The organism is Caballeronia temeraria, assembly GCF_001544795.2.
Lineage (GTDB): Bacteria > Pseudomonadota > Gammaproteobacteria > Burkholderiales > Burkholderiaceae > Caballeronia > Caballeronia temeraria.
The window spans coordinates 251462-275769 of record NZ_FCOI02000008.1 but is presented as its reverse complement, the minus strand read 5'-3'; the positions used below and the strand labels follow the sequence as shown (position 1 = coordinate 275769).

Annotated in this window: 22 protein-coding genes; 9 read left to right on the top strand and 13 right to left on the bottom strand. The window is 62.8% G+C overall.

All coding sequences use genetic code 11. From position 1 onward, the window contains the following. The 3 genes from AWB76_RS14930 to AWB76_RS42170 form a co-directional block, all read left to right on the top strand. A partial coding sequence (locus AWB76_RS14930) for an ISNCY family transposase (RefSeq protein WP_061160877.1) occupies positions 1-1111 on the top strand: 1111 nt, incomplete at its 5' end. 152 nt (positions 1112-1263) lie between these two features. Next, positions 1264-1662 (top strand): DUF7685 domain-containing protein, encoded by a 399-nt coding sequence (locus AWB76_RS43260; protein ID WP_445343871.1) that lies wholly within the window; start codon positions 1264-1266, stop codon positions 1660-1662. Further along, positions 1548-1889 (top strand): DUF7713 domain-containing protein, encoded by a 342-nt coding sequence (locus tag AWB76_RS42170; protein WP_244173362.1) that lies wholly within the window; start codon positions 1548-1550, stop codon positions 1887-1889. Before AWB76_RS43260 ends, AWB76_RS42170 begins: the two co-directional genes overlap by 115 nt. A 231-nt stretch (positions 1890-2120) precedes the next feature. On the opposite strand, the gene AWB76_RS14920 is transcribed toward AWB76_RS42170, so the two are convergent. The 10 genes from AWB76_RS14920 to AWB76_RS14875 form a co-directional block, all read right to left on the bottom strand. Continuing rightward, the gene (locus tag AWB76_RS14920) at positions 2121-3053 is read right to left on the bottom strand and encodes an amidohydrolase family protein (protein ID WP_061160876.1); all 933 of its coding nucleotides are present in this window, start codon (positions 3051-3053) and stop codon (positions 2121-2123) included. A gap of 2 nt (positions 3054-3055) precedes the next feature. Continuing rightward, positions 3056-4381 carry an MFS transporter gene (locus tag AWB76_RS14915; RefSeq protein ID WP_061160875.1) on the bottom strand — a complete coding sequence of 442 codons (1326 nt, stop codon included), beginning with the start codon at positions 4379-4381 and terminating at the stop codon, positions 3056-3058. A 25-nt stretch (positions 4382-4406) separates the two neighbouring features. Then, positions 4407-5636, bottom strand: a complete 1230-nt coding sequence (locus AWB76_RS14910) for an MFS transporter (protein ID WP_061160874.1) — start codon at positions 5634-5636, stop codon at positions 4407-4409. After that, the gene (locus AWB76_RS14905; protein WP_061160912.1) at positions 5633-6913 is read right to left on the bottom strand and encodes an MFS transporter; all 1281 of its coding nucleotides are present in this window, start codon (positions 6911-6913) and stop codon (positions 5633-5635) included. The genes AWB76_RS14910 and AWB76_RS14905 overlap by 4 nt, the downstream gene beginning before the upstream one ends. Then, complete coding sequence (locus tag AWB76_RS14900) at positions 6913-7956, bottom strand: amidohydrolase family protein (RefSeq protein ID WP_061160873.1); 1044 nt, start codon at positions 7954-7956, stop codon at positions 6913-6915. The genes AWB76_RS14905 and AWB76_RS14900 overlap by 1 nt, the downstream gene beginning before the upstream one ends. Before the next feature lie 24 nt (positions 7957-7980). Further along, positions 7981-9132, bottom strand: coding sequence for a porin (locus AWB76_RS14895; protein ID WP_061160872.1), 1152 nt, complete (start codon positions 9130-9132; stop codon positions 7981-7983). A 53-nt stretch (positions 9133-9185) separates the two neighbouring features. After that, on the bottom strand, positions 9186-10517 hold the full coding sequence (locus AWB76_RS14890) for an MFS transporter (RefSeq protein WP_244173369.1): 1332 nt from the start codon (positions 10515-10517) through the stop codon (positions 9186-9188). 114 nt (positions 10518-10631) lie between these two features. Next, complete coding sequence (locus tag AWB76_RS14885; RefSeq protein WP_061160871.1) at positions 10632-11558, bottom strand: SMP-30/gluconolactonase/LRE family protein; 927 nt, start codon at positions 11556-11558, stop codon at positions 10632-10634. A gap of 20 nt (positions 11559-11578) precedes the next feature. Continuing rightward, positions 11579-12523, bottom strand: a complete 945-nt coding sequence (locus AWB76_RS14880) for an NAD(P)-dependent oxidoreductase (RefSeq protein WP_061160870.1) — start codon at positions 12521-12523, stop codon at positions 11579-11581. After that, positions 12523-13215: an RraA family protein gene (locus AWB76_RS14875; protein WP_061160869.1), complete on the bottom strand. Its 693-nt coding sequence runs from the start codon at positions 13213-13215 to the stop codon at positions 12523-12525. Before AWB76_RS14875 ends, AWB76_RS14880 begins: the two co-directional genes overlap by 1 nt. Before the next feature lie 200 nt (positions 13216-13415). Here AWB76_RS14875 and AWB76_RS14870 point away from each other — a divergent pair, with 200 nt between their 5' ends. After that, positions 13416-14129 (top strand): IclR family transcriptional regulator, encoded by a 714-nt coding sequence (locus AWB76_RS14870; RefSeq protein WP_061160868.1) that lies wholly within the window; start codon positions 13416-13418, stop codon positions 14127-14129. A 190-nt stretch (positions 14130-14319) separates the two neighbouring features. Here AWB76_RS14870 and AWB76_RS14865 read toward each other — a convergent pair whose 3' ends face one another. From AWB76_RS14865 to AWB76_RS14855, 3 genes are all read right to left on the bottom strand, one after another. After that, positions 14320-15705: a GntP family permease gene (locus tag AWB76_RS14865; RefSeq protein WP_061160867.1), complete on the bottom strand. Its 1386-nt coding sequence runs from the start codon at positions 15703-15705 to the stop codon at positions 14320-14322. Between the two features lie 209 nt (positions 15706-15914). Then, on the bottom strand, positions 15915-16637 hold the full coding sequence (locus AWB76_RS14860) for a GntR family transcriptional regulator (protein WP_061160910.1): 723 nt from the start codon (positions 16635-16637) through the stop codon (positions 15915-15917). A 162-nt stretch (positions 16638-16799) separates the two neighbouring features. Beyond that, positions 16800-17648, bottom strand: coding sequence for an IclR family transcriptional regulator (locus AWB76_RS14855; protein ID WP_096031302.1), 849 nt, complete (start codon positions 17646-17648; stop codon positions 16800-16802). Between the two features lie 145 nt (positions 17649-17793). On the opposite strand from AWB76_RS14855, the gene AWB76_RS14850 reads away from it, so the two are divergent. The 5 genes from AWB76_RS14850 (at position 17794) to AWB76_RS14830 (ending at position 24308) form a co-directional block, all read left to right on the top strand. After that, positions 17794-18990, top strand: coding sequence for an acyl-CoA dehydrogenase family protein (locus tag AWB76_RS14850; protein WP_061160866.1), 1197 nt, complete (start codon positions 17794-17796; stop codon positions 18988-18990). An 8-nt stretch (positions 18991-18998) separates the two neighbouring features. Then, entirely contained in the window at positions 18999-21197 is a 2199-nt protein-coding gene (locus AWB76_RS14845) for an acetate--CoA ligase family protein (protein ID WP_244173361.1), read from the top strand. Between the two features lie 85 nt (positions 21198-21282). After that, positions 21283-22626 (top strand): MFS transporter, encoded by a 1344-nt coding sequence (locus AWB76_RS14840; protein ID WP_061160864.1) that lies wholly within the window; start codon positions 21283-21285, stop codon positions 22624-22626. An 86-nt stretch (positions 22627-22712) separates the two neighbouring features. Continuing rightward, on the top strand, positions 22713-23285 hold the full coding sequence (locus tag AWB76_RS14835) for a TetR/AcrR family transcriptional regulator (RefSeq protein WP_061160863.1): 573 nt from the start codon (positions 22713-22715) through the stop codon (positions 23283-23285). 141 nt (positions 23286-23426) lie between these two features. Continuing rightward, on the top strand, positions 23427-24308 hold the full coding sequence (locus AWB76_RS14830) for an NAD(P)H-binding protein (RefSeq protein WP_061160862.1): 882 nt from the start codon (positions 23427-23429) through the stop codon (positions 24306-24308).

The following is a 24308-nucleotide window of genomic DNA, read 5'->3' as shown; positions in this document are numbered from 1 at the left end:
GAAGCTGCGCGAATGTCACGGCATTGCGTTGGCGAAGGAAACCGTACGGCGCTGGATGCGCGATGCGGGCCTCTGGATCCCGCGCAAGCAGCGTCCGCCGACACTGCATCAGCCGAGAAACCGGCGCTCGTGTCTGGGCGAGTTGATCCAGATCGATGGCTGCGATCATCGCTGGTTCGAGGAACGCGCGCCGGCCTGCACGCTCTTGGTGTTCATCGACGATGCGACGGGCCGCCTGATGACCTTGCACTTCACTGCCACCGAGTCGACCTTCAGCTACTTCGAGGCCACCCGCAAGTATCTTGAGCAGCACGGCAAGCCAGTGGCGCTCTATAGCGACAAAGCGGCGGTGTTCCATTGCAACGGCCACGCCGAGGCCGCTGGCAAGGGTGTGACGCAGTTCGGGCGGGCCTTGTACGAGCTCAATATCGATACCTGGTGTGCTAATAGCAGCCAGGCAAAAGGACGCGTTGAGCGGGCCAATCTGACCTTGCAGGATCGGTTGGTGAAGGAGTTGCGACTGCGCGGCATCGATACCAAGGAAGCGGCCAATGCCTATGCGCCCCACTTCATCGCCGACTTCAATGGCCGCTTTGGCAAGGTGCCCAGAGGCGCATTTAATGCGCATCGGCCATTGCGTGATGACGAAGATCTCGACCTGATCCTGAGTTCGAGGGTGGCGCGCCGCGTGACTAAGGTGTTGACGGTGCAGTACGACCGGGTGATTTATATGCTTGATGATACGCCGGAGAACCGTGCGCTGATTCACCAGTATCTGGACGTATTCGAGTATCCGGATGGACGCATCGAGATTCGTGTGAACGGCGCGGCCCTCGCCTATCGGCAGTACGACCGACTCTCCGAGATTGATCAAGGGGCGGTGCTCGACAATAAGCGCCTGGGTCACGCGTTGCAGGTCGCGCAGGTGCTGCAGGCCGAGCGGGATAACCGGCGCGCGTCGGGCTCACCCTCGCGCACGAATCAGGGCGAGGCGCCGCGACCAAAAGAACGCAAGGTCGGTACCCGCACGCAGCGCGAGTTGACGCGCGAGCAGTTCAACGCGGCGGTCTTGAGTACCGCGCGAGAACGGGCAGCCGCGGTGCAGAAGTGAGCTTTTACAGTGAGATTTATAAAACTCAAAACCTGACATTTCTAAAAAGCTGAAACCCCGACATTTCAATCTGGCCGTGACATAATCGGGAGCAAACAGGGGGCGTCGGCCATTTGCCGCCCGTCTTAGGCGACGCCCGGCGCCGGCCGCTGATGCGACAATGTCCTTCCAATGAGCGACATCCAGCCGGTGCTCTAATGACGCAATCCCGATGTAAGCGCTGCAGCGCGAATGGGCCGGCACACGACTTCGTGACTGCAGAGTCGGATGGCACTTGGCGCGTGCTTTGCAGCCGGTGTTTCAACGCCGAAATAGCGCAGTTCGCTGTGAAGCAGGCATTCGAACATCCGAGCTTTACACGGCTGCGTCTCCGCGATGCGCACGACAACGATCACGATTTCACTTCCGCAGTTTGCCGCTCGGCGATCGGCTTTCCTTGGAAGCATTCGAACTGGCTGGCGACGACGCGGCCGCGGGCTACCGCTTTCAGGTCCTGGGCAAACCCGATTCCGAGCCGTTCGCCCTGTTGGAAAAACTCATCCAGAAGATGAGGCGGGCCTTGAGCATGACGCACCTGCAAACCAATACCGGCCACTTGCAGATCATGGACATGACCGTTCGAGGCCGCGTTGAATGGAACGGCGACGAAGGCGCCAGTCAGCCGTGCGTGATCATCGACGGACGGCGCATCGAATGGAACGACCTTGGCGCGATGCTTTCGGCATTCGAAGGGTGGCAGTTCCGGCTCGAGATGCTTGATCCGGGCGACGAGGCCTGAAGCTCACGGCCTACATGGCTTTGCCGACTGCGATTTAACCGGCTGCGCCCCGCTTCGACTTCGCCCTTTTCTGCGCGTCCATCATTGGAACAACAGCGCTTGCCCGTGGCAAAAAGATGGGGAGCACTTGGTCAGAATCCGCAACGAAAAGGATCGGCGAACGCTCGATGCGCAGGTAAGCCCGCGAGTTATTCCCGAGCAAGTCGCGCAAAAGCGACTTACATTAGACCTCTAATCGAACCCATAAAGCCTCGTAGCATTGTCTACAAAAATCTTCTGCTGCCAGTCCGATCGGCCGATCCAGCCGGCGATAGTGTCGAGAAGACCTGCATCATCCGGCTTGGCGCCCTTCTCGGTAGGATGCGGCCAATCGGTGCCCCAAAGCATTCGCTCTGGAGCCATGTTTATGAGCGTCTTCGCGACGGGCGCAACGTCCTCGTTAGCAGGCGCGCCGGTTTTTGTATCAACGTACGGCCCCGACAAAGTGATGAACGTATTGCCTTTATCGACGAGGCGCTGCGCCGTGCGGAGCGCCTCCGACGAAAGACCGCCTGGCTCGGGAATATGCGCGATGTGGTCTATCACCAGCGGACAAGGAAGCGCCGAGAGATGGACTTCAAGTTCAGGCAGCCGGACGCCTTGCACCACAAGTTCGATATGCCACTTCATGGCGGCGATCCGCGCCGCAAGCGGCGCCAGCATGTCCACCGTTGTTGCGCCGGGATAGCTGAGATTGAACCGTATGGCTCGAATTCCGCCCGCGTGAAGTTCGTGCAACTGCTTGTCGCTTACCGACGTGTCGATGACCGCCACGCCGCGCGCGTTGCTTCCGAAGCGCTTGAGCGCATCCAGCGTGCAGCGGTTGTCGGTTCCATAGGTCGACGGTGTCACCACGACATTTCGGTCAACGCCGAGACGAGCCTGCAGCAGTCGATACTGCTCCACCGTCGCATTGGGTGGCCGCAGCGTCGTGCCGGGAGCAACAGGAAAGCGGTCGTCGTAGATATGCATGTGGCAATCGACGGCTCCGGCAGGCAGTCGGAACGCGGCCCGCTCCGACCCGCTGGACCAGGTTTCGGTCGCCTGGGCATGGGTCGGCAACGTCGACGCCGCCATCAGCGCCCCACCCGTCTTGAGGAAACTGCGTCTAGTCGCTTTTTGCATGGTCAGACGGTCTCCGTCTTGCCTGCCAGATGTTTCGCCTGACCGTTGCGCGTCAGCATCAGAAGCGTTGCGACGCTGATGAGCGTGAGGACTGCGAGCGGCATCAGCGCCAACGCGTAGCTGCCCGTCGCTTCCTTGACCCATCCATACACATTGACCATGAGTCCGCCGCCGAGCAGGTTTGCGATCGCGTTGATGGTCGCGAGGCCCGCTGCAACCGCGCTGTTCGACAACATGTCCGTGGCAAGCGCCCAGAAAGGCCCTTTGAAGGAGTAAGCACCCACGAGCACTGCGCACAGCATGAAAATCGTCGGCACGAGCGAGCCGCTCAGCGACGTCGCAAACAGTCCGCCGCCGATGAGGAGCATCGGCACGACGGTATGCCAGCGACGCTCTCCCGAACGGTCGGAACGGCGTCCCCAATAGACCATCAGGACAGATGCCACTGCGTAGGGAATCGAATTGATGAGACCCGTTTGCATGACCGAGAGGCCGAACGATTTCAGCAACTGCGGCTGCCACACCGACAACGTGCTGCCGGCAGCCGAAGCGCAGGTATCGACGAGCGCCAGGCACAACACATAGCGATTGCGAAAGAGCTTCGTCAGCGGCATGTCGAGCACCTTCTTGGGTGCCTTGGTCTCACTGGCGAGCGCATCGACGAGCCACTTGCGCTCGTCGTCGTTGAGCCATTTCGCATCAGCGGGTTTGTTCGTGAGGACAAACAGGCAGACAACGCCGAGCAGCACCGTGGGAATGCCTTCGAGGATGAAGAGCCAGTGCCAGCCGCGCAGGCCCCAGAACCCGTCCATTTGCAGCAGCGCCGCGGAGATCGGTGAGCCGATGAAGCTCGCGGCCGGGATCGCGACCATGAACGTGGCGACAATGCGCGCCCGATATGAAGCAGGAATCCAGTACGACAGATACAGCAACACGCCCGGAAAGAATCCGGCCTCGGCCGCGCCGAGCAGAAAGCGCAGGATGTAGAACGTCGTCGCGTTTTGCACCAACGCCGTTGCCGACGACACGATGCCCCACGTGATCATGATGCGGGCAATCCAGATGCGCGCGCCGTACTTTTGCAGCGCCATATTGCTCGGCACTTCGCAGAAGAAGTACGAGATGAAGAACAGACTGCTGCCGAATCCGAACACCCTCGCCGACATGCCGAGGTCATGATTCATCTGCAACGACGCCATGCCGACGTTGCCGCGGTCGATGAACGCCAGCAGATAGCAGATCATCAGGAAGGGAATCAGCCGCCATACGACCTTCCGTAGAGTGCGGCGCTCAATGTCCGATTTCGCCATGACACCGGTAGCTTGCATGTTTGTCTCCGCTCTATTTTGCGCCTTAGCGCTGTTCGTTGATTCGTTGCCATACGACGATGGAACTGACACTCACTGCCAGCACGACGGCCATCGCCGCAAATGTGTGCCGCACGCCCAGCGCTTCGGATACCGTCCCGACGAGCAAATAGCCGAACGGCATCGTCCCGTTGTAGGCCATGCCGTACATGCCCACGAGTCCGCCGCGCACGTGTTCCGGGCACTGGCGCTGGATCGTTGCGTTCGTCGAGGTCGCGGCGAAGGTGAGGCTGAAGCCCAGGATAAAAAACGCCGGCATCGACGCGGCGGCGGCAGCGGTCGTCGCGAGGACCATCAAAGCAGCCATGGCCGACCACGGCGCCCACGCGATGAACCGAGCCGATGCACGCGGCCCGAGCGCCGACGACAACAGCACCGCAGAACTCAGCGAGCCGGCGCCCGCGCACGCGAAGAACACGCCGGTGAAGCGCGCGGCGTCGTGAAACGCCTTGTCTGCGAGCAGCGGAACCAGCGTTTGATAGCTCGCCGCGAACAAACCGATGCACGCAAGAATCGGCAGGTAGCGCGCTGAAAAAGCGTCCGACATGACATAGCCGACGGCGTCACGCAGGCTGCTTTCAGCGCGAGACGGTGCGGCCCTGTCGGACAGGCGGATCGAGCGCACGCAGGTCGCCATGAAGCAAAGCGCCAAGGCGTAAATGGCGAACGATGCGCGCGGTCCGAGGGTCGGATAGACGAAGCCTGCGATCGTCGGCCCGACCATCCGCCCGACGTTGTAGACCATGGTGTTCATCGCCACGGCGTTGGACGTGAGACTTCCGTCTCGCAGGCTCGTCAGCAGCAGGACCTGGCGCGCGGGCACTTCCACGGCGCTGGAAACGCCGATCGCCAGCGCATGCGCGAGGATCAGCTTGACGCCCAACACGCCCAGCGCCGACAAAGTAATCAGGCTACCGGTCAGAACGAGCGACACCGTCAATACGCAAAGCGTGACGCGCCGTGCGTTCTCGGAACGAATCCGCGAACCTGCAATCGGCGCGACGACCAATTGCGGTCCGTACAGCAGGAAGTTCAGCAAGGCAAGAATCGCCGCCGAACCCGACAGGTGATATACGAGCAGATTCAACGTCACGTTCTGGGTCCAGCTGCCGAGAACAGATGCGACCTGCCCGCTGAGATATCGCCGCAGCGCCGGCTCGGTCAACGCGGGAAAAAGCCGGCTGACGATGCCCGATGATCGTGCGGCCGTGTTCATGAAAGCGCCTTGCCCCGCGTCTCAGGCGCGAAGAACACCACGATGGCTGCCGCGATGAACGCGACGATCGTCGTCGAAAGCCCGAGAACGAATCCGCCCGATGTCGACGCCAACGTGCCGATGACCAACGGCGCGATGAAACCGCCGAGCCGTCCGCCGTTGTACGCGAGCCCCATGAAAAACCCTCGCGACGCCGTATTTCCGATGATTTCCGCGAGGAACGGCCCCGCGCCCGCGAAGATGCCGTTCACGCTGAAGCCGGTGAAGAAGATCGCCACCATCAGAACCAGTGCGCTCGACGACATGATGTAGCCGAACACCGCCGCCGCGCCGACGAGCAGGTACGCCATGAACATCGGCCGGCGGCCGAGACGGTCTACGAAGGCCGAGAACAACAGAAAGCCGGTGATCGCGCCGAACTGTAGCGCGAGAACGAACTTGAGGCTGTGCACGAAGTCGAGATGTTTCACCGCGACGAGAAACGTCGGCGTCCAGGTGAACACGCCCCAATACAGGTACTGAAGGAAAAAGATGAACGTGAACGCCGTCACGAGACCGCGAACGTTGAGCTTTTCATCGATCGCTGTTTTCTGGATCGCCGGCTGAGCGTTTGCGCGTTTGCGCTCAAGCCAGATCGGCGACTCGGGCGTCTTGCGTGCGACTAGGAAGAGAATGAAAAACGGCAGTGCGCCGATCAGAAACAGCACTCGCCAGCCGTTGCCGCCCAAGCCATCGTTGACGCTCGTGACGATGCCCGCAATCGTGATAGCGAGAATCGCGCCAACCGGCAAGCCCATCTGCATGAGCGCACCGCCCTTGCCCCGACGGCTCGCGTGCCAGGTTTCGGCAATCAGCGCCGCGCCGGCGGTCCACGTTCCACCCATTCCCAACGCGCCGAAGAAGCGGATCGTCGCGAACCAGTGCTCGTTCGGTGCGAAGGCGAGCAAGCCCGAGAACAGCGAGTAGATGCCGATGCACAGCATGGCCGTGCGCACGCGCCCGAGCCGGTCCGACACATAGCCGAACAGAATTCCGCCGACGATCTGCCCCGCTGCCGTAATGCTCGTGAACAACCCGAGTTGCGCTTTCGACAGACCGAACTGGAGAGCGAGCGTCGGCAGAAGAAGCGATAGCAGGAACGAGTCGTAGCTCTCGAATGTCCATCCGAGTCCCGCAAGGGAAAGCGACCGCCATTCGACGCGGGTGATGTCCTTGTAGCGCTTTCCCTCGACCTCGTTATCGGGTCGAACCTGCGCAAGGCTCGCGCTTGTCTTCATCATTGGTCTCCGTGAAGTGACAGCCGGTAAGTCGCCGCCGCGGTTTTGCGAAAGAGCGCTGCCTTCTCTTGCAGCGTCATCGAACCTGCCAGTCGTTTGAAGGCGTTCCACAGGACGCCGTAGCTGAACATGCCCTTATCGACGGGAAAGTTGCTCTCGAACATGCAGCGCTCGACGCCGAACAATTCGATGCACGTATCGAAGTACGGTCGCCATGCGGCGGCGAGATCCCCGGAAGAAGGCGGTGAGTCGTGGCGCGCGAAATCGAAGCCGAATACGCTCATGCCCGCGCCGCCGAGCTTGATTCGTGTATTCGGCAGAGTCGCGAGACGTGCAAGTCCGCGTTTCCAGTCGGCGAATACTTGCTCACGCTTGCCTTCGTGCGGCCCGACGCCGACCGGTCCTCCAAAGTGGTCGATGACGACCGTCACATCCGCCGCGGCGCGAGCCAGCTCGTACAACTCGCCCAATTGCGTGTGATAAACCCACGCGTCGAGCGATAAACCGAAACGGGCCAACGTCCTCACGCCGCGCTGGAAAGCGGAATCGAGCATCAGATCGCGCGGTGGCGTAACCGGGCTCGAACTCACGTCGGGACTTTCATGCCACGCCAGCGGATTGCGAATGCCGCGTAACCGCCCGCCCGAAACCTCCAGCATCGTTTCGAGCACGTTCTCGAGCGCGTCGCCGAGCGTGAGATCCGCACCGCCAACGATGGCCTCGCAAGCGCGCGCCGGCCCATACCCTCCACTTGCGAACATCGCCGCGATGCCGCTCGCGAATTCGATCTCGCCGACAGGTTTCATCGACTCCGGACCGTCGTGGCGCAGCATCGAACGACATTGCACGTAGACGGTCGATACGACTCGATGACCGCATCGCACATCCTTGCCGAACTCGTCGGTCAGGTATCGCCCTGTCTGACGATCCCAAAGATGGTGATGAGCATCGACGATGAGCAGCTCGGGCTCGAGGATCGGCTCCTCGCGTAACGCAAGCCATTCTTCGCGGACGGGTAAATGTGGCGCATGGACGATTTGCACGGCGGTTCTCGTCAGGATCGCTCGTCAGAACTTCTGGCGAAGACCGACGGTGACGCCGGTCTGGTTATGGCCCGCTGCGACCGTGCCGTAGCCGTTCACGCCGAGCGCCGAATTGTCCTTGTTGTGCGCGTAGGCGACGGTCGCGTACAGGTCCGTACGTTTCGACAGGAAGTAATCCGCGTTCAGCACGGCGAGCCACGGATCCGCGCCCGTCGAATGAACGTCGTGGTAGTAGCCGGCAGCAGTCAGCTGGAACGATGGCGTGATCAGGTACTGCGCGCCGAGCCAGTAGAGATTTGCGGCATTGGCTTCCGAACCGTTGGCGACTGTGATCGGATTCGTCGGCAGGAATGCATTCGACGCTCGCAGATAGCGATAGCCGGCGTAGGCCGTCACGGGCCCGAAGTTGTAGCTCGCAGCGGCCAGTGCGCGGCGTTCGGTGCTCGTGTTGGTCGCGACCGTGTTGCTGTTGCGTTGCTCGTAGACGGCAGTCGCGGCAACCGGGCCGCTCGCATACGTCAGGGCGCCGCTGAAGAACCGGCCGGTGATGAGCGCGCCGGGTACTTCGGCACCGTATCCCGTGTCATAGCGCGTGCTGTACATCGCCTGGGCCGTCACTGGGCCAAACTTTCCCGTGTACTTAACGGAGTTGTCGATGCGCGCAGCCAGCGCATAGTCGAGCGAGAGCGCGGAGTAGCGGGACGACACGCCCATCGGGTCGAACACGATCGACTGTTCATAGATAAGGGCGTTCTGCCGACCCAACGTCAGTTGCTGGCCCTTGTAGGAAAGCCCGACCCACGCCTGGCGGCCGAAAAGCCGGCTGGTCGTCGTCGCATTCGCGCCGAGGCCGCGGGTCGATTGCGCGGTCGTGCCGTCGTTGATGTTGAAACCGTTCTCCAACTGGAAGATGGCTTTCATACCGCCGCCCAGATCCTCGACGCCTTTCAGGCCCCAACGCGAGCCGGACAGATTGCCCGATACTTCCCTGACCTGCGATCCGCCTGCCGTCGTGTTGTTGAGGAATTCGACGCCGACATCGGCAATGCCATAGAGCGTCACGCTGCTTTGCGCATGCGCCAGGCTGGGGCCGAATACAAGGCTTGCCGCTGCGACGGCGCCAAGCGAGAAGGTCGTGTTCAGGTTGGCTTTCTTGGGAGCCTTCTTCAAAGACATGGTGTCTCCAGACAGTGGTAATAGATTTTTGCTTTGTTCGACGCGCACGACTTCTAATGCGTCGCCGATGCCTCGCCTGCATTGGCGCCGGGATCGCCAAGCCACGCGATGGTCGCTGCGCCCACGAGCATTACTGCCGCGATGGCGAACAACGGAACGGTGAAACCGCCTGACATCTGTTTGAGTGCACCGATCATCGACGGGCCGACGAAGCCGCCGAGATTGCCCACCGACACGATCAGCGCCAGACCGCCCGCCGCCGCGCGGCCCGTCAGAAACCCCGACGGAATCGCCCAGTAGGTAGCTTGAAACGAAAGAATTCCGCTCACGGTGAAGCACAGGCACAGCAGCTTGAGGACGGCGCCGTCGACATACGTGCTCAGGCAAAGGGCCGCCGCTGCGACCACCAGCGCGCCTGCCACATAAGGAATGCGGTTGGCCGCACGGGCCGCGATTTTTGCCCACAACAGCATGACCACCGCGCCCGCGACGTAGGGGATCGCGGTCAGCCAGCCGACGACGGCGTGATCGACACCGAGTTGCTTGATGATCTGCGGCATCCACAGACCGACGCCGATCGACCCGACGATGCCGCAGAAGTTGATGAACGCAAGCACGAACACGCGCCAGTTGGTCATCGCATCGCGCAGCGTGTTGCCGTGCTTGGCGCCGATGTCGCGTTGCTCCGCCGACAGCCTCCGGGCGAGCGCGGCCTTTTCGTCGTCGGAGAGCCATTTGGCTTTCTCCGGCCGGTCAGCGAGCACAAACAGACACGCGATGCCGAGCAGGACCGCGGGCAAGCCTTCGATCAGCAGCAGCCACTGCCAGCTACGCAGCCCATGCATGCCGCCCAGTTGCAGCAGCGCGCCGGAGATGGGCGAGCCGATGATATTGGCCACCGGAATACCAACGAGAAAGGCCGCCGTCACTTTGGCGCGCCACTTTCCCGGGAACCAGTGCGTGAAATACAGATAGATGCCGGGCGTGAATCCGGCCTCGGCCAGGCCGAGGAGAAAGCGCGCCGCCGCGAAGCTTTTCGGACCGACGACGAAGGCCGTCGCCATCGAAAGAATTCCCCACGAAATCATGATGCGGGCAATCCAGATACGCGCACCGACCTTCTGCATGATGAGATTGCTGGGAATCTCGAACAGGAAATACCCGATGAAGAACATCCCCGCGCCGAAGCCGAACTGCTCGGCAGTCAGGCCGAGGTCTTTGTTCATGGTCAACGCCGCGAACCCGACGTTCGTTCTGTCGAGGTAGCTGATGACATAGCACGCAAAGATAAAAGGCAATATCCGGCGAAAGACCTTCGCCAGGGTGCGCTCGCTCGCCGCGTAGTCCTCGCTGCTGATGCTCTGGACCGGCTTCGTTTCGGTCATCGGCGTAGTCTGTGCGCCGTTCACACTTTGCGACATGTTCATGTGTGCTCCTCCATCGCGCTCTTCGCGGCGCGAGGTGTTTCTGTCGTGGCTTGGATGAGTCGAGCGCGCGGACTAGCTTGGCTTGGCTCGCTTGGGCAGCGGGCCGGCGACCGTCATGTCGGCTCGCAGGATCGTTCCGGATACCGATTCGGTCATGAAAAGCGTCTTCATGCCGGCGCCGCCGTAACACAGATTCGTGAGCGAAGCGCCCTCCGGGCTCGTCAGAATCTCGACCGGTTCGGCGCGATGATTCAGCACCCACACGCGGCCAAGCCCGGGATTGGCGACCAGGATGCGTCCGTCGAGATCGACGGTCAGTCCGTCCGGGCCGCTCGGTCCGTACGACGTAAAGAACTGGCCGACCTTGCTCACGGAACCATCGGCCTGAAGCGGGACGCGCCATACGCAATTGCCACGCGTCATGCCGACGAACAGCACTTTTTCATCGGGCGACAACACGAGGCCATTGGGACTCGGGCAGTTGCCGAGCAGCACGTCCAGCTTGCCGTCCGCCGAGAGCCGATAGACGCGGCCGGTCGGATCGTGCAGCCCTGTCTGTCCCTGATCGGTGAAATAGAGATTTCCGGCGGAGTCGAAGGTCAGGTCGTTCACGCCGCGGAAGCGTTCCGTATTGCGCCGCTCGAGGTACGGACGAACCTCGCCGCTCGCGATGTCCAGTAGCATCAGTCCGTTGCGATAGTCCGTGATGAGCAGACGGGCATCGTCGAAACGCTTCATTCCGTTCGGCTCGCCGTCGTACTTCGCGACGAGCTCCCACTCGCCCGCCAGCGAAATCCTGAAGATGCGACCGTGCGGGATATCCGTCACGAACAGAAAGCCGGCCGGATCCCAGACCGGTCCTTCGAGGAAGGAGTCCGTGGACACGCCGCCTCGGTTCGCGCGCGCCCATTCCGTTTGAACGTCCGGCTGACGGAATTTCTCCGGCATGCGCGTGAAGACTTCGGCGGCGCGGACTTCGGGCGATGTGAGATAGAACATGCTTGACCTCTCTTACCGGATCAGGCCACGTTGCGCGCGTTTTCCGCGACCACGGCCAGGACATTCGCCGCCGCGCCCTTGCCCATGTTCACGTACGCGGCATCGCTCACTCCGCCGATGTGCGGCGAAAGGATGACGTTGGGAACCGACTGGAACGGGTGCGTCGTCATCGGCTCGACGGCGAAGCTATCGAGGCCTGCTGCGCGCAATTGACCGCTTGCGAGCGCTTCGATCAAGGCTTCTTCATCGATGAGACCGCCGCGCGCGGTGTTGACCAGAATCGCCCCGCGCTTGAACTGGTTCAGCGCTTCACGATTGAGCATTGCGCGGTTCTCCGCTGTGAGCGGGCAATGCAGCGAAACGATGTCCGAGGTGAGATAGATTTCTTCGAGTGGCACGAGCTTCACGCCCTCGGGTGCCTCCTTCGCGAACGGGTCGAACGCCTGAACCTGCATGCCGAAAGCAAGACCTGCCTTCGCGACGCGGCGGCCGATCGCACCCAGCCCGACGAGTCCGAGCGTGCGTCCTTCGAGCTCGAAGGACTTGTGTGTCGACTTGTCCCAATGACCCGCGCGCATCCGCACGTCGATCTGAGGAACCGATTTCGCGCATGCCAGGATCAGCGCCCACGCGTGCTCGGCCACGGCCGCGGCGTTGGCTCCGGTCGCTGCGCGGACCGCGATACCGCGTGCAGCTGCGGCTTCCTGGTCGATCACGTCGATGCCGCTGCCGTGCTTGGAGATGACCTGGAGATTTTCGGCCGCATCCATGATGCGGGCATTGACCTTACCGTACCGAACGATGATGGCAACCGGCTTGTGCTGTGCGCACAGCGCGACGAGGTCGTCTTCAGTCGGCTGCTTGCCGGCGAACACGAGTTCAAAATCGTCGAGCATCTCCAGCGCTTGGGGAGCGAGGTCCGCTGCCGTCACCAGCAGCACGGGCTTTGCAGAATTCGCGGCCATCACAGCACCTCGCCTTCCGCGAGCATGCCCGCGGCGCGGAGTTCCTTCTCGAGCCAGCCGGCACGGGTGTCGCCGTTGCGGATCGCCGCGATACGGGCGGTTTCGGCGTCGAGCTTCTTTTGCGCGAGTTCGACGATGCGCGCAACGTCGTCCTTAGGAATCACGACGACGCCATCAGCGTCGCCGACGATGAGGTCGCCCGGATTGACGCTGGCGCCCGCCGCCGAAATCGGGATGTTGACGCGGCCGGCGACGCTCTTGGTCGGTCCGCACGGATTGAGGCCGGCCGAGAACACCGGAAACTCGCCCTGCGCGAGTTCGTGCGAGTCGCGCACGGCGGCGTCGATGACGAAGCCCGCGATACCTGTGGCGTGGGCCTGAGTCGCCATGATCTCGCCGATCAGAGCGCAGCTGACGTCGCCCTTGCCATCCACCACGATCACGTCGCCCGGCTTGGCCACGGCGAGCGCCGCATGAATGGCCAGGTTGTCGCCCGGCCGCACTTCGACGGTGACGGCGGGTCCCGCTACCTTCATCGTCGGCGCGAGCGGCTTCACACGGCCGTTGAGCGTGCCGCGACGGCCGGCCACGTCGGCGAGGATGGCGGCCTGGAATCTGGCAGCGGCCTCGACGAGCTCGGGGCTCACACGCTCGACACGGCGGTTGATGGAAGAGTTGGACGTCGTGCTCATCTGGATATCACCTCTGGTTAGCGTTGTACCGGATACAACTACGGTGTACAGGATGGAACGAATATTAATCACGGCATTGCCGCATCGCCATCGGCGTTAACCCTTTTACTGTGTGAAACACCGTTGTACTATGTACACCCTCGCTCTCGGCGTTTTACTGTGTAAAATGCGCCGACGAGACAAGCGACGGGAGAACAAACGTGGGAAACGAAGGTGTGGCAGCGGTAGAAAAGGCGCTTTCGCTGCTCGATTGCTTCAAACCCGGTGTGGAGTCGCTTTCACTGGCTGCGCTGGCGCAAGCGTCGGGCATGCACAAGACGACTGTTTATCGGCTGATGAACTCGCTCGAACGGATGGGATATGTCGTGCGGTCCGACGCAGGGGCCTATTCTCTGGGCCATCGGGTCCTGTATCTCGGAAAGCTGTACGAGCAGTCTTTCCACCTCTCCACGATCGTCGAACCGATCCTGCATTCACTTGCCGTCTCGACGAAGGAAAGCGCGTCGTATTACGTCATCGACAAGGCGCAGCGCCTTTGCCTTTTTCGGGCGGAGCCGTCAGAAGGTCTGAGAGAGACGAGGCTTGCGGGCACATCGCTGCCCCTGGATGACACGGCGATCAGTCAGGTACTGCGATACTGGGGCTTGGGCGAGCCGCTTTACGAAAGTGCACCTCCCTTGCCGCTCTTCACCTCCGGCGCGCGAGATGAACATACCGCCGCGTTCGCAACGCCGATTTTTGGAGCGTCGGACAAGTTCATGGCCGCGCTCACGCTTTCCGGGCCCGCATCGAGACTGAACGCCGCCCACAAGACCGGCGAGTTGAACGCGCTGCAACTCAACGCGGCCTCGGACCTGTCGCGCAAGCTCGGTGCAAGTATCGCGTTCTGCGAATTCATTTACGCCATCCGCTAAACCGGCGTGGCCCGACAACGCGGCGATGTAGATACTCTGGCAGAACGCATGGCTCGCGCCCAGTGCTCGCGAAAGGTTTGCCGCTGCGGTGCGCCCGCCCTTGCCGCTGAATGCTCGATCTCCAACTCAAGACGGTCGATGCTCCGTCTCGAGAGATACCCGTGTGATCGTCAATTCTTTCGCTGGCCATTCAGCGGACGTGCACGACTGCATTGAAAATAAGCGCCATCACCAAGCCAACCACAGCCACGATGGATTGAACCACCGAGATCGTCTTGGTGGCTTCGCCCATCGACATACCGAACGATTCCTTGACCATCCAGAACCCGGCGTGGTTTGCATAGTTGAAGAACAGCGAACCGCAGCCGATGGACAAGGCCAGCAAAGGCAAGTTAAGGCTCGGATCGGCGCCGGCCAGCGGGGCCAGCAAACCCGCCGCGCCCACGATACCCACGGTGGCCGACCCCGTGGAGACGGAAAGCAACATGGCGATCAGCCATCCCAGGATCAGCGGGGGAAAGGCAAAGTGCTGCGTCAGATGTACGATCGCCTCGCCCACCTTCGCACTGGTCAGCATTTCCTGAAAGGCGCCGCCTCCAGCGATGATCATGATGATGGAGGCAATCGGCTTGAGGCTGCTGCCGAGCGCGTGGCGCAGCCTCTCGGCATCGCCTCCGCGGGCGAGGACCAACGCTGCAACAGCGAAGAGCACGCCCAGCAGCATGGCGATCAGCGGATTGCCCAGAAAGCTGGCCACATGCAGCATCGGCGCACTCTTGGGCAACACCATTTCCGCAACAGCATGAACCAGCATCAAGATGGCGGGCAACAGGGCTGCCAGCACGCCAAGACCGACTCCGGCCCGGGGCTCATTGTCGGACTGTTCGACGAGGGTGAATTGGTCCAGCAAGGCTTGATCGGGCTTGGTGCTCATGCGGGGCGAAATGAATGCGCCGTAGAGCGGGCCGCCGAGGATCATCGCGGGAACGGCCGCCAGAAAGCCGTACAGCATGGTCGGACCCACCGACGTCTTGAGCGTGGCGATCGCCGTCAAAGGGCCCGGATGCGGTGGCACCATGCCGTGCATGGCGGCAAGAGCCGAAATCACGGGCACCCCGACATAGACATAAGCCGAGCCCTTGAACCGGGCATGGCTTTCCAGCTTGCGCGCCACGCTGAAAATCAGGGGGAGCATGACGACAAGTCCCACTTCGAAGAACATCGGAATGCCCACGACGAAAGCCACAAGGGTCATGGCCCAGGGAATCATCCGGTCTGAAGCGCGTCTTAGAATGGCCTCGGCAATCTGCTCGGTGATGCCCGCATCCGCAAGGATCTTGCCGAGCATCGCACCCAGAGCGATGACGACCCCCACCGCCCCCAATGTTTTGCCCGCGCCGTTGGTCAGATGCTTGACGATACTTCCCGGCTCCATGCCCGTTGCGAAGCCCACGCCGATGGAAACGACCAGCAAAGCGAGAAGCGGGTGCATCTTGATGCGCGACACGATGAGCGCGACAAGCACCACCACGCTGATCAGCGCGGTCAGCAACAAATCGATATCTAGATTGGTCATGAAATGTATCTTAGGTTTGAATTACTTTGCTGGGCGTACTTGTCAATCGATCACGCCCGGACGGGGAAGCATGGTCGCGTCGGCCTCAGGCGAGCGGCGCGGCTTTATCAGTGACATGGCGACTTGATCGATTGCCGCTTATTCCTCGAACAGGTAGATGCCATCGAGCGTATAAGCCAGAACAACGTCGTTGCGGTAGCGTTCTATCCCTAGCGGATCTCCGCTTGATAAATGAATTCGCTGGCGGGACCGCGCGAACAGCGCCACTCGAGCGGTTGTCGATCGTAGCCGAATGCGAGACGCTCGATGACGACCGCCGGCGTACCCGGTTCGATGTTTAAGAGCCTCGCGTGCCGCGAGCCGATGGCTTCGACGGTGAGGGTTTCTGTGGCGGACGCCACGATCTGATTGCACTGCCTTTCGTAGACCGGGTAAAGCAGATCACCGACTTCGCTCAAGTCCATCTTCGCGAACGCAGCAAAACGCGCGTAGGGCAACCAGATCTCTTCGGCGAGCATCGGGACGCCGTCGATCAGCCGCACACGCGACATCTGAATCGCGCGCGCAGTTCTCGATATTTGCAGCTTCGCGGCTACCGCCGATGGCGCGTCCATCACCTCCCGGCGCAGTATGCGACTCTCCGGGATGCGCCGTTCGCCTTGCCGCGTCTGGAAGCGGAAGAAGCGAAACAGGGAGCCGTCGAAGTTTGCGCGTCGTACGAACGTCCCTCTTCCCTGGAAGCGCTCGAGCAGACCTTCCGCGACAAGCAGATCGACGGCCTTTCGCACTGTCCCGACGGCGAGGCCGTAGCTTTGGGAAAGCGCCTGTTCGGTCGGGATCGGTTCACCCGGGCGCCAGTCACGCGCCGCGATCAGGGCAACCATTTCGTCCCGCAAGCGCTGATAACGGGGTAACCGGCCATCGGCCTGCATGATCGTCTCCATCGAATTCATATATATGATTACATGTTTTCGCCTCGAAGGGATCGGGGGATAACCCTGCTAGCCGCTGACGCGACCATATCGCGGGCCGCGTCGGAAGACACGAATGTCCGCCTGCTACCAGACAGCCAGCGTTTAAATGGGTTGACACGCTCAGACGACGCCCATCGCGCCTTCCAGGGCTCGCACCATCGCGACGAGCCGCGGGCCGATCTCGCCTTCCAGTTGCCCGTCCCTCAACAGATAAGAAGGCACGCCGCAGTTGAAGACCAGAATCTCGCCGTCCGCGGCGGGCTTCATGGGCACCGCCACCGCATGCACTTCGCGGCGTAAATCGCCGAACGAGGCGCAAAAGCCGCGCTCGTGAAAATAGTCGATGGCGCTCATCACACGCTCGCGGAACGTCTCCCAGTCCTCGGGCGTCTTGACGGAGATCTCGTTCAATGCCGCCTCACGTCGATCGCGCGGCATGGCCGCGAGCAGCGCGCGGCCCATCGCCGTGCGCACGATCGGATAGCTCAGGCCGATGTCGGCGGGCAGTCCGAGCGGCGTCGCGCTGCGGCTGCTTTCCAGATACACGATGTTCAGCCGGTCGCGCATGCCGAGCGACACCGAGCCGCGCACCTGATTGGCCAGCTCGCGCATGGATGGCCGCGCGATCTGCCGGACCGTCAGGCTCGCGAGCAACGGATAGCCCAGCGAAAGCACCGCCGAGCCGAGCTGGAACTTGTTGTTGAGCCGGTTCACGCGCAGATAGCCGAGCCGCGTGAGCGTGTACGTGAAGCGCGAAATCGTCGCCTTGGTCATGCCGGTGCGCGCCGCCAGTTCCGCGTTACCCAGTTGCGACTCGCGCGGCGTAAAGCATTGCAGGATATCGAGCCCGCGCGCGAGCGTGGTGGCGAACTGGCGATCGCCCTCGAACTCCTCGGGCACATAGCGCACCTTCGAATCGGCGTAATCGCTCGCGGGTGGCTCGGTTTCAGTCGGATGGCGCGAAATCATAGGGTTTTGCCTCACTGGTCCGGTCATTCTGCGCGAATCGTTCTGCATATCCAAACTCTGTTCAGCATAGTCGAACAAGCGCCCGATTGCGTTCGAGCCTGACCGATAGTGTCTTCACACATCGATCAATCAGGCGGAGACAGGAATGACGCAGACCGATATGGCATTCGATGCCATGCTTTCAGGAGTCGCACGATTCGTCCGCGAAGAGGCGATCCCGCGCGAAAGCGAAGTCGAAGAGACGAACGAAGTGCCGCGCGATCTCGTCGAGCGCATGCGCAAACTCGGCTATTTCGGCTGGAGCATTCCGCGCGAATACGGCGGCGCTGGCTTCACGACGGAGCAACTGGTGCGCGGCGCGATGGCGCTTTCACAGGCTTCGGTCGCGTTTCGCGCACGGGTCGGCACGAACACGGGCATCGGCTCGGAAGCGCTCGTCGCCGACGGCACGCCCGAACAGAAGCGCCGCTATCTGCCCGGTCTTGCGGCTGGCGCGATCACGGGCGCCTTCGCGCTCACCGAATCCGGCGCGGGTTCCGACGCCACCGCGCTCTCGACCGTCGCGCGCCGCGAAGGCGACGACTACATTCTCGACGGCCGCAAGTGCTTCATCACCAACGCGCCCATTGCCGACCTGTTCACCGTGATGGCGCGAACGGACCCGTCGAAGCCGGGCGCGTCGGGCATTTCGGCGTTTCTCGTCGAGCGTTCCATGCCGGGCATCTCGACGAGCGAGCCCTACGAAAAGATGGGACAAGCAGGCTCGCCGGTCGGCGACGTGCATCTTCGCGGCTGCCGCGTGCCGGCGGCGAACCTCATCGGCGGAGTTGAAGGACAAGGCTTTCGCACCGCGATGAAAGTGCTCAACAAGCAGCGCATTCATCTCGCGGCGCTCTGCACGGGACCGGCCATTCGCATGCTGGAAGAAGCCGTGGCCTACACGATGCAGCGCGAGCAGTTCGGCAGGCCCGTCGCGGAGTTTCAGCTGATTCAGGCGCTCATCGCCGAATCGCAGACGGAGATCTTCGCCGCCCGCTCGATGATCCTCGACGCCGCACGCAAACGCGACGCCGGCTGCGACGTCACGATGGAAGCGTCGATGTGCAAGATGTTCGCCTCGGAGATGTGCGGCCGGGTCGCGGACCGCGCGGTGCAGATGCTCGGCGGACGCGGCTATCTCTCGGGCAATGCCGTCGAGCGCTTCTATCGCGATGTGCGCGCCTTTCGCATCTACGAAGGCACGACGCAGATCCATCAACTGAACATCGCGAAGATCACACTTCGGCGCGCGGCGGACACGCTGGCCAAGCGCGTCGCCGACGAAGCTGCCTGTGCCGCATGAGGATCGCCATGAACACTGCTTCCACCCTTCTTCTCGACGCGCTCGTGAATCCGCGCTCGATCGCAATCGTCGGTGCATCGGGCGATGCGGCTTCGATCAGCGGCCAGCCCGTGCGCTTTCTCACGCAGCACGGATATCGCGGCGCGCTCTATCCGGTCAATCCGAAATACCGGGAGATCGCGGGCGTCGCGTGTTACGAGAGCATCGCCGCCTTGCCGGAGACGCCCGATCTCGCGCTCATCCTCGTGGCCGCGCGGCGCGTGCCGCAGATGCTGCGCGAATGCGGCGAGCGCGGCATCCGGCATGCGATCGTGTATAGCTCCGGGTTCGCGGAAAGCGGCCCGGCGGGCGCGGCGCTGCAGCGCGAATGCACGGAGATCGCGGGCGCGCACGGCATGCGGGTGATCGGACCGAACTGCCAGGGCATGGTGAGCACGGCAAGCGGCGTCTACGCGGGATTCGGCGCGCCGTTCGGCGTCGCGTATCGCAGCGGCGGGCTCTCGCTGATCTCGCAAAGCGGCGGCTTCGGCTGCGCGCTTTTGCTCGCGGCCGACGAACTCGGCATCGGGCTGCGGCACTTCATCACCACGGGCAACGAGGCCGATGTGAGCCTGCTCGAACTCGTCGACGCCTGCATCGACGATCCGGGCACGTCGCTCATCGCGGCGTACATCGAAGGATTGAAGGATGCGCGGCGGCTCGTCGGCGTGGCGCAGCGCGCGCTCGACGCGGGCAAGCCGATTCTCGCCTGGAAGGTCGGGAACACCGCCGACGGCGCGCGGGCCGCGGCCTCGCATACGGCGAATCTCGGCGGCGCGTCGGCGCTGTATCGCACCGCGTTCCGGCAAGCCGGCGTGATCGAGGTGAGCGACGTGGCCGATCTCGGCGACTATGCGAACGCCTTCGGCATGGCTCGGCTGCCGCGCGGCGAGCGCGTGGCCGTGGTGACGCTGTCGGGCGGCGCGGGCATCCTCGCGACTGATGTCTGCGCGCAGAACGGCATGTCGACGCCGCCGCTCACGCCCGCGACGATCGAACGTCTCGCGCCGCTCGTGCCGGCATTCGCGTCGCTGAACAATCCGGTCGATCTGACCGCCGGGATTCTCACTGATCCGCGCATCTTCGCGGATACGCTGCAGATCATCGCCGACGATCCGAACATCGACGCGATCGCGATCATGGCTGCGGCGGCGAGCGGCGAAGTCGCACGCGCGATGGCCGGCGCGATCACGCGGGTATTCGCCGCCACCGCCAAGCCGATGATGGTCGCCTGGAACGCGCGCCGCGACATGGCGCGTGAAGCCTACGCGCTGCTGGAGGAAGCGAACGTGCCGCTGTTCCCGACGCCGGTGCGCTGCGCCCGCGCGCTCGCGGCGTTGTCGTTCTACGCACGCGCCCGGCGTGCGCGCGCGCAGTCGCGGCTCGCGAAGCCGCCCGCACCGCGCCACGTGCCGCACGCGACGACCCTCATCGCGCGAGGCCAGGGCGATCTGACCGAGCACGCGTCACAGGGTCTGTTGCGTGCGTACGGCATCGATACGCCGAAAAGCGTGCTCGTGCGCGGCCGCGAGGACGCGCTGAGCGCCGCGCATGCGATCGGCTTTCCGCTCGTCGTCAAGGTTCAGTCGCCGGATATCGCGCACAAGACGGAAGCGGGCGCGGTGCGCACCGGCATCCGCGACGCGGCCACGCTCGCCCAGGCCTGCGACGAGATTCTCGCGAACGCGCGCCGTCATGCGCCCGGCGCGCGCATCGACGGCGTGCTGCTGCAGGAGGAAATACGCGATGCGGTCGAGATCATCGTCGGGATCGAGAACGATCCGTCCTTCGGTCCAGCCGTGATGTGCGGGCTCGGCGGCATCTATGCCGAAGTGCTCAGGGACGTCACATTCCGCCTCGCGCCCGTCACGCACGACGAAGCGCACGCGATGATCCGCGAGTTGCGCGCCCACGCGATGCTCACGGGCGCGCGCGGCAAACCCGCCGCCGACATCGATGCGCTCGCCGGCACCATCGCCGCGCTCTCGCAGATGGCGCTCGACCAGCAGACGAGTCTCAAAGAGCTCGACATCAACCCGCTGTTCGTGCTGCCGCAGGGCGAAGGCGTACGCGCAGGCGACGCGCTCGCGCGCGCCATTGCGCTCCCCGTTTCGCCGGAAGCGGTTCACGAAACCGGGTGTTGCGAAAGCACCGTGATGGACGGATAGTGAGGCCACGCCTCGCCAGCTCAGGACGCGCCCGTCGCGGGCGCGCGCCCATCGACCCATGCCTTTTTCGCGAGACGATCCGACCATGAACAGCCCTGCCGAACCCGAGCGCTTCGCCGCCGATGTCGAGCGGACCTACCGGAAAATTTTCTTCCGGCTGATCCCGTTGCTCTTCCTCTGCTATGTCGTGAGCTATGTCGACCGCGTCAATATCAGCTTCGCAAAACTTCAGTTCATGCACGACCTCGGCTTCTCCGAAGCGACCTACGGCCTCGGCGCCGGGCTGTTCTTTGTCGGATACGTGCTGTTCGAGGTGCCGAGCAATCTGCTGATGCAGCGCATCGGCGCGCGCCGCACGCTGCTGCGCATCATGGTGGCGTGGGGCGTGGTGTCGAGTCTCATGATGTTCGTGCGCACGCCTGCGCAGTTCTACGCCATGCGCCTTCTGCTCGGCGTGACGGAAGCGGGCTTTTTCCCCGGCATCATCTTCTATCTCGCCTGCTGGTTTCCGGGCGAACGCCGCGCCCGCGTCACCGCTTTTTTCATGATGGCGACGGCCGTGGCCGGCATCGTCGGCGGGCCGGTTTCGGGCTTCATCATGACGCGCCTCGCGGGCGTGGCAGGCCTTCCGGGATGGCAATGGCTGTTCCTGCTCGAAGGCGTGCCGGCGGTGCTGCTCGGGCTGATCGTGTATTGCACGCTCGGCGACGCGCCCGCGGAAGTGCGCTGGCTGAGCGATGCCGAGAAAGCGCTCGTGAAAGAGGATCTGCTCGCGGAAGAGAAAACGAAGCACACCGGCCATCTCGAAGGACTGCGCGGCGCACTCGGGAATCCGCGCGTCTATCTGGCGGCGCTGGTGTATTTCGCCGTGATGATGCCGTTCAACGCCATCGGGTTCTGGGCGCCGACCGTGATTCGCGATCTGGGCGTCACCCATCTGCTCGATGTCGGCCTGCTCACGGCGCTCGTCTTCGTCGCGGCCGCGCTCGGCACGTACGTGGTCGGCTCCCACTCGGACCGCACGATGGAGCGCCGCTGGCACATCGCCGCCAGCGGCGCAGTCACGGCACTCGCCTTCGCGCTGCTGCCCGTGGCGGGCCGCAGCGTGCCGCTCGGCGTCGGGCTGCTCGCGCTCGCAGCGGCGGCGTCTTACGGCAGCTTCGTCGTGTTCTGGACGATTCCGCAGATGTTCCTCTCGCGATCGTCGGCGGCCGGCGGCATCGCGATGATCACCAGCCTCGGCGGAACGGGCGGCTTCGTGAGCCCGGCATTCGTCGGATGGGTGAAGACCCAGACGGGCAGTGCCGAATACGGCCTGATCGGGCTGGGTGTCGTGCTGCTTGCGGGCGTCGCGCTGTTGCTGATCACGTTTCCGGATCAGCGAGCGCGACCCGACTCCGCCAAGAACGCCGATCGCGTTCCCGCGTGAACGGCGCGTCACGCGCTTTCTGTCCTTGATTTCTTTTTAGATGACGATTATCATCTAAAACATTGAATCAAGCAGCAGGCCGAATCATGAAAAAGTCCAAGCTCGAAACCGCGGAAACCCGGCGCCGGATCGTCGAAATCGCAGCCGCAGAATTCAGGACGAACGGCATCCAATCCACCGGCGTTGCCGACGTGATGGCTGCTGCCGGGCTTTCGCACGGCGGGTTCTATCGGCATTTCGGATCGAAGGAGCATTTGGTCGCCGAAGCGTGCGAAGCGGCCATCGCCGAGATCATCGGCGCACTCGATGCCGCAGCCGGGAAAGGCGTCGGCGAGAATGAGTTCAGGACTCTCGTCGATACCTACATGTCGACGTCCCATCGGGACAGCCCGGCGCGCGGCTGCCCCCTTGCAAGCATGGGCAGCGAGCTCGCGCGTGCGGACGAATCCACGCGCGCGGCCGCCTCTCGCGGCTTCGACGACTTCGTCGACATGCTGGCAAACCGGATCCGACACTCCGAGGAAGAGACGAGCCGCTCGAAGGCTGTGTTTGCGTTATCGGCCATGATCGGTGCGCTGACCATCTCCCGAATCATTTCAGACCCTGAGGCGTCAGCATCGCTGCTGGAAGACGTCAGGCAACACGTCGCTGCCATTTGAGTTTCACGGCACTTCGAGACTCAAAAAACGCGCACTTGAATGTGCATATGCACATTCGTTTATCGAGGCCGATAGCGGCCACGGGGCAAAGGACTTCCGCACTTTCGCGGGCGCATTCACTTATCGATTGGAGGCTTCGTCATGCAACAACGCAAATTCCTGATCACCGGTGCGACCGGCAAAACCGGCGTCCATACGGTCAACAATCTTCTCGAGGCCGGCCATGAGGTCCGCGCGTTGGTTCGCACGGAAGACGAGCGCAGCGCAGCGCTTCGTGCCGTTGGCGCCGAAGTCGTCGTGGGCGATCTGCTCAGGCATGACGATCTGATTCGTGCCGCCGAGGGCGTATTCGGCGCGTACCTGTGCTACCCGGTGCGTCCCGGATTCATTCAAGGCACGGCGTACTTTGCAGAGGCCGCGCGGCGCGCCGGTCTGGAAGTCGTCGTGGAGATGTCGCAGATCTCCGCCCGTCAGGATTCGAAGAGCAACGCCGCACGCGATCACTGGATCGCGGAGCGCGTTCTCGACTGGTCGGGCGTGCCGACTGTGCATATCCGCCCGACGTTCTTCTCCGAATGGCTGATTTTCCCGTGGGTGCTCGATACGATCGTCAAGGAAGGAAAGATCGCCCTTCCCTATGGCAATGGCCGTCACGCGCCGATCGCCGCGGAGGATCAGGCTCGCTTCATCGCCGCGGTGCTGACGGAACCGGCCGGCCACATCGGCAAAACGTACGAGCTTTGCGGACCGGTGGAACTCGACTACCACGAGATCGCGGACAAGATCAGCCACGTCATCGACAGGAAGATCACGTATAGCCCGGACACGCTCGACGGCTATCGCGAGCATCTGCGGACATACGATCTTCCCGAGTTCATGATCCAGCATTTTATCGAAGTCGCCATCGACTACCGGAACGGCGTGTTCGAAGGCGTCGACGGCATCATCGAGCGGGTCACGGGAAAAGCGCCGCAGACGGTCGAAGCCTTCGTTCGCGCGAACCGGCGTTCTTTCGGCGCATGA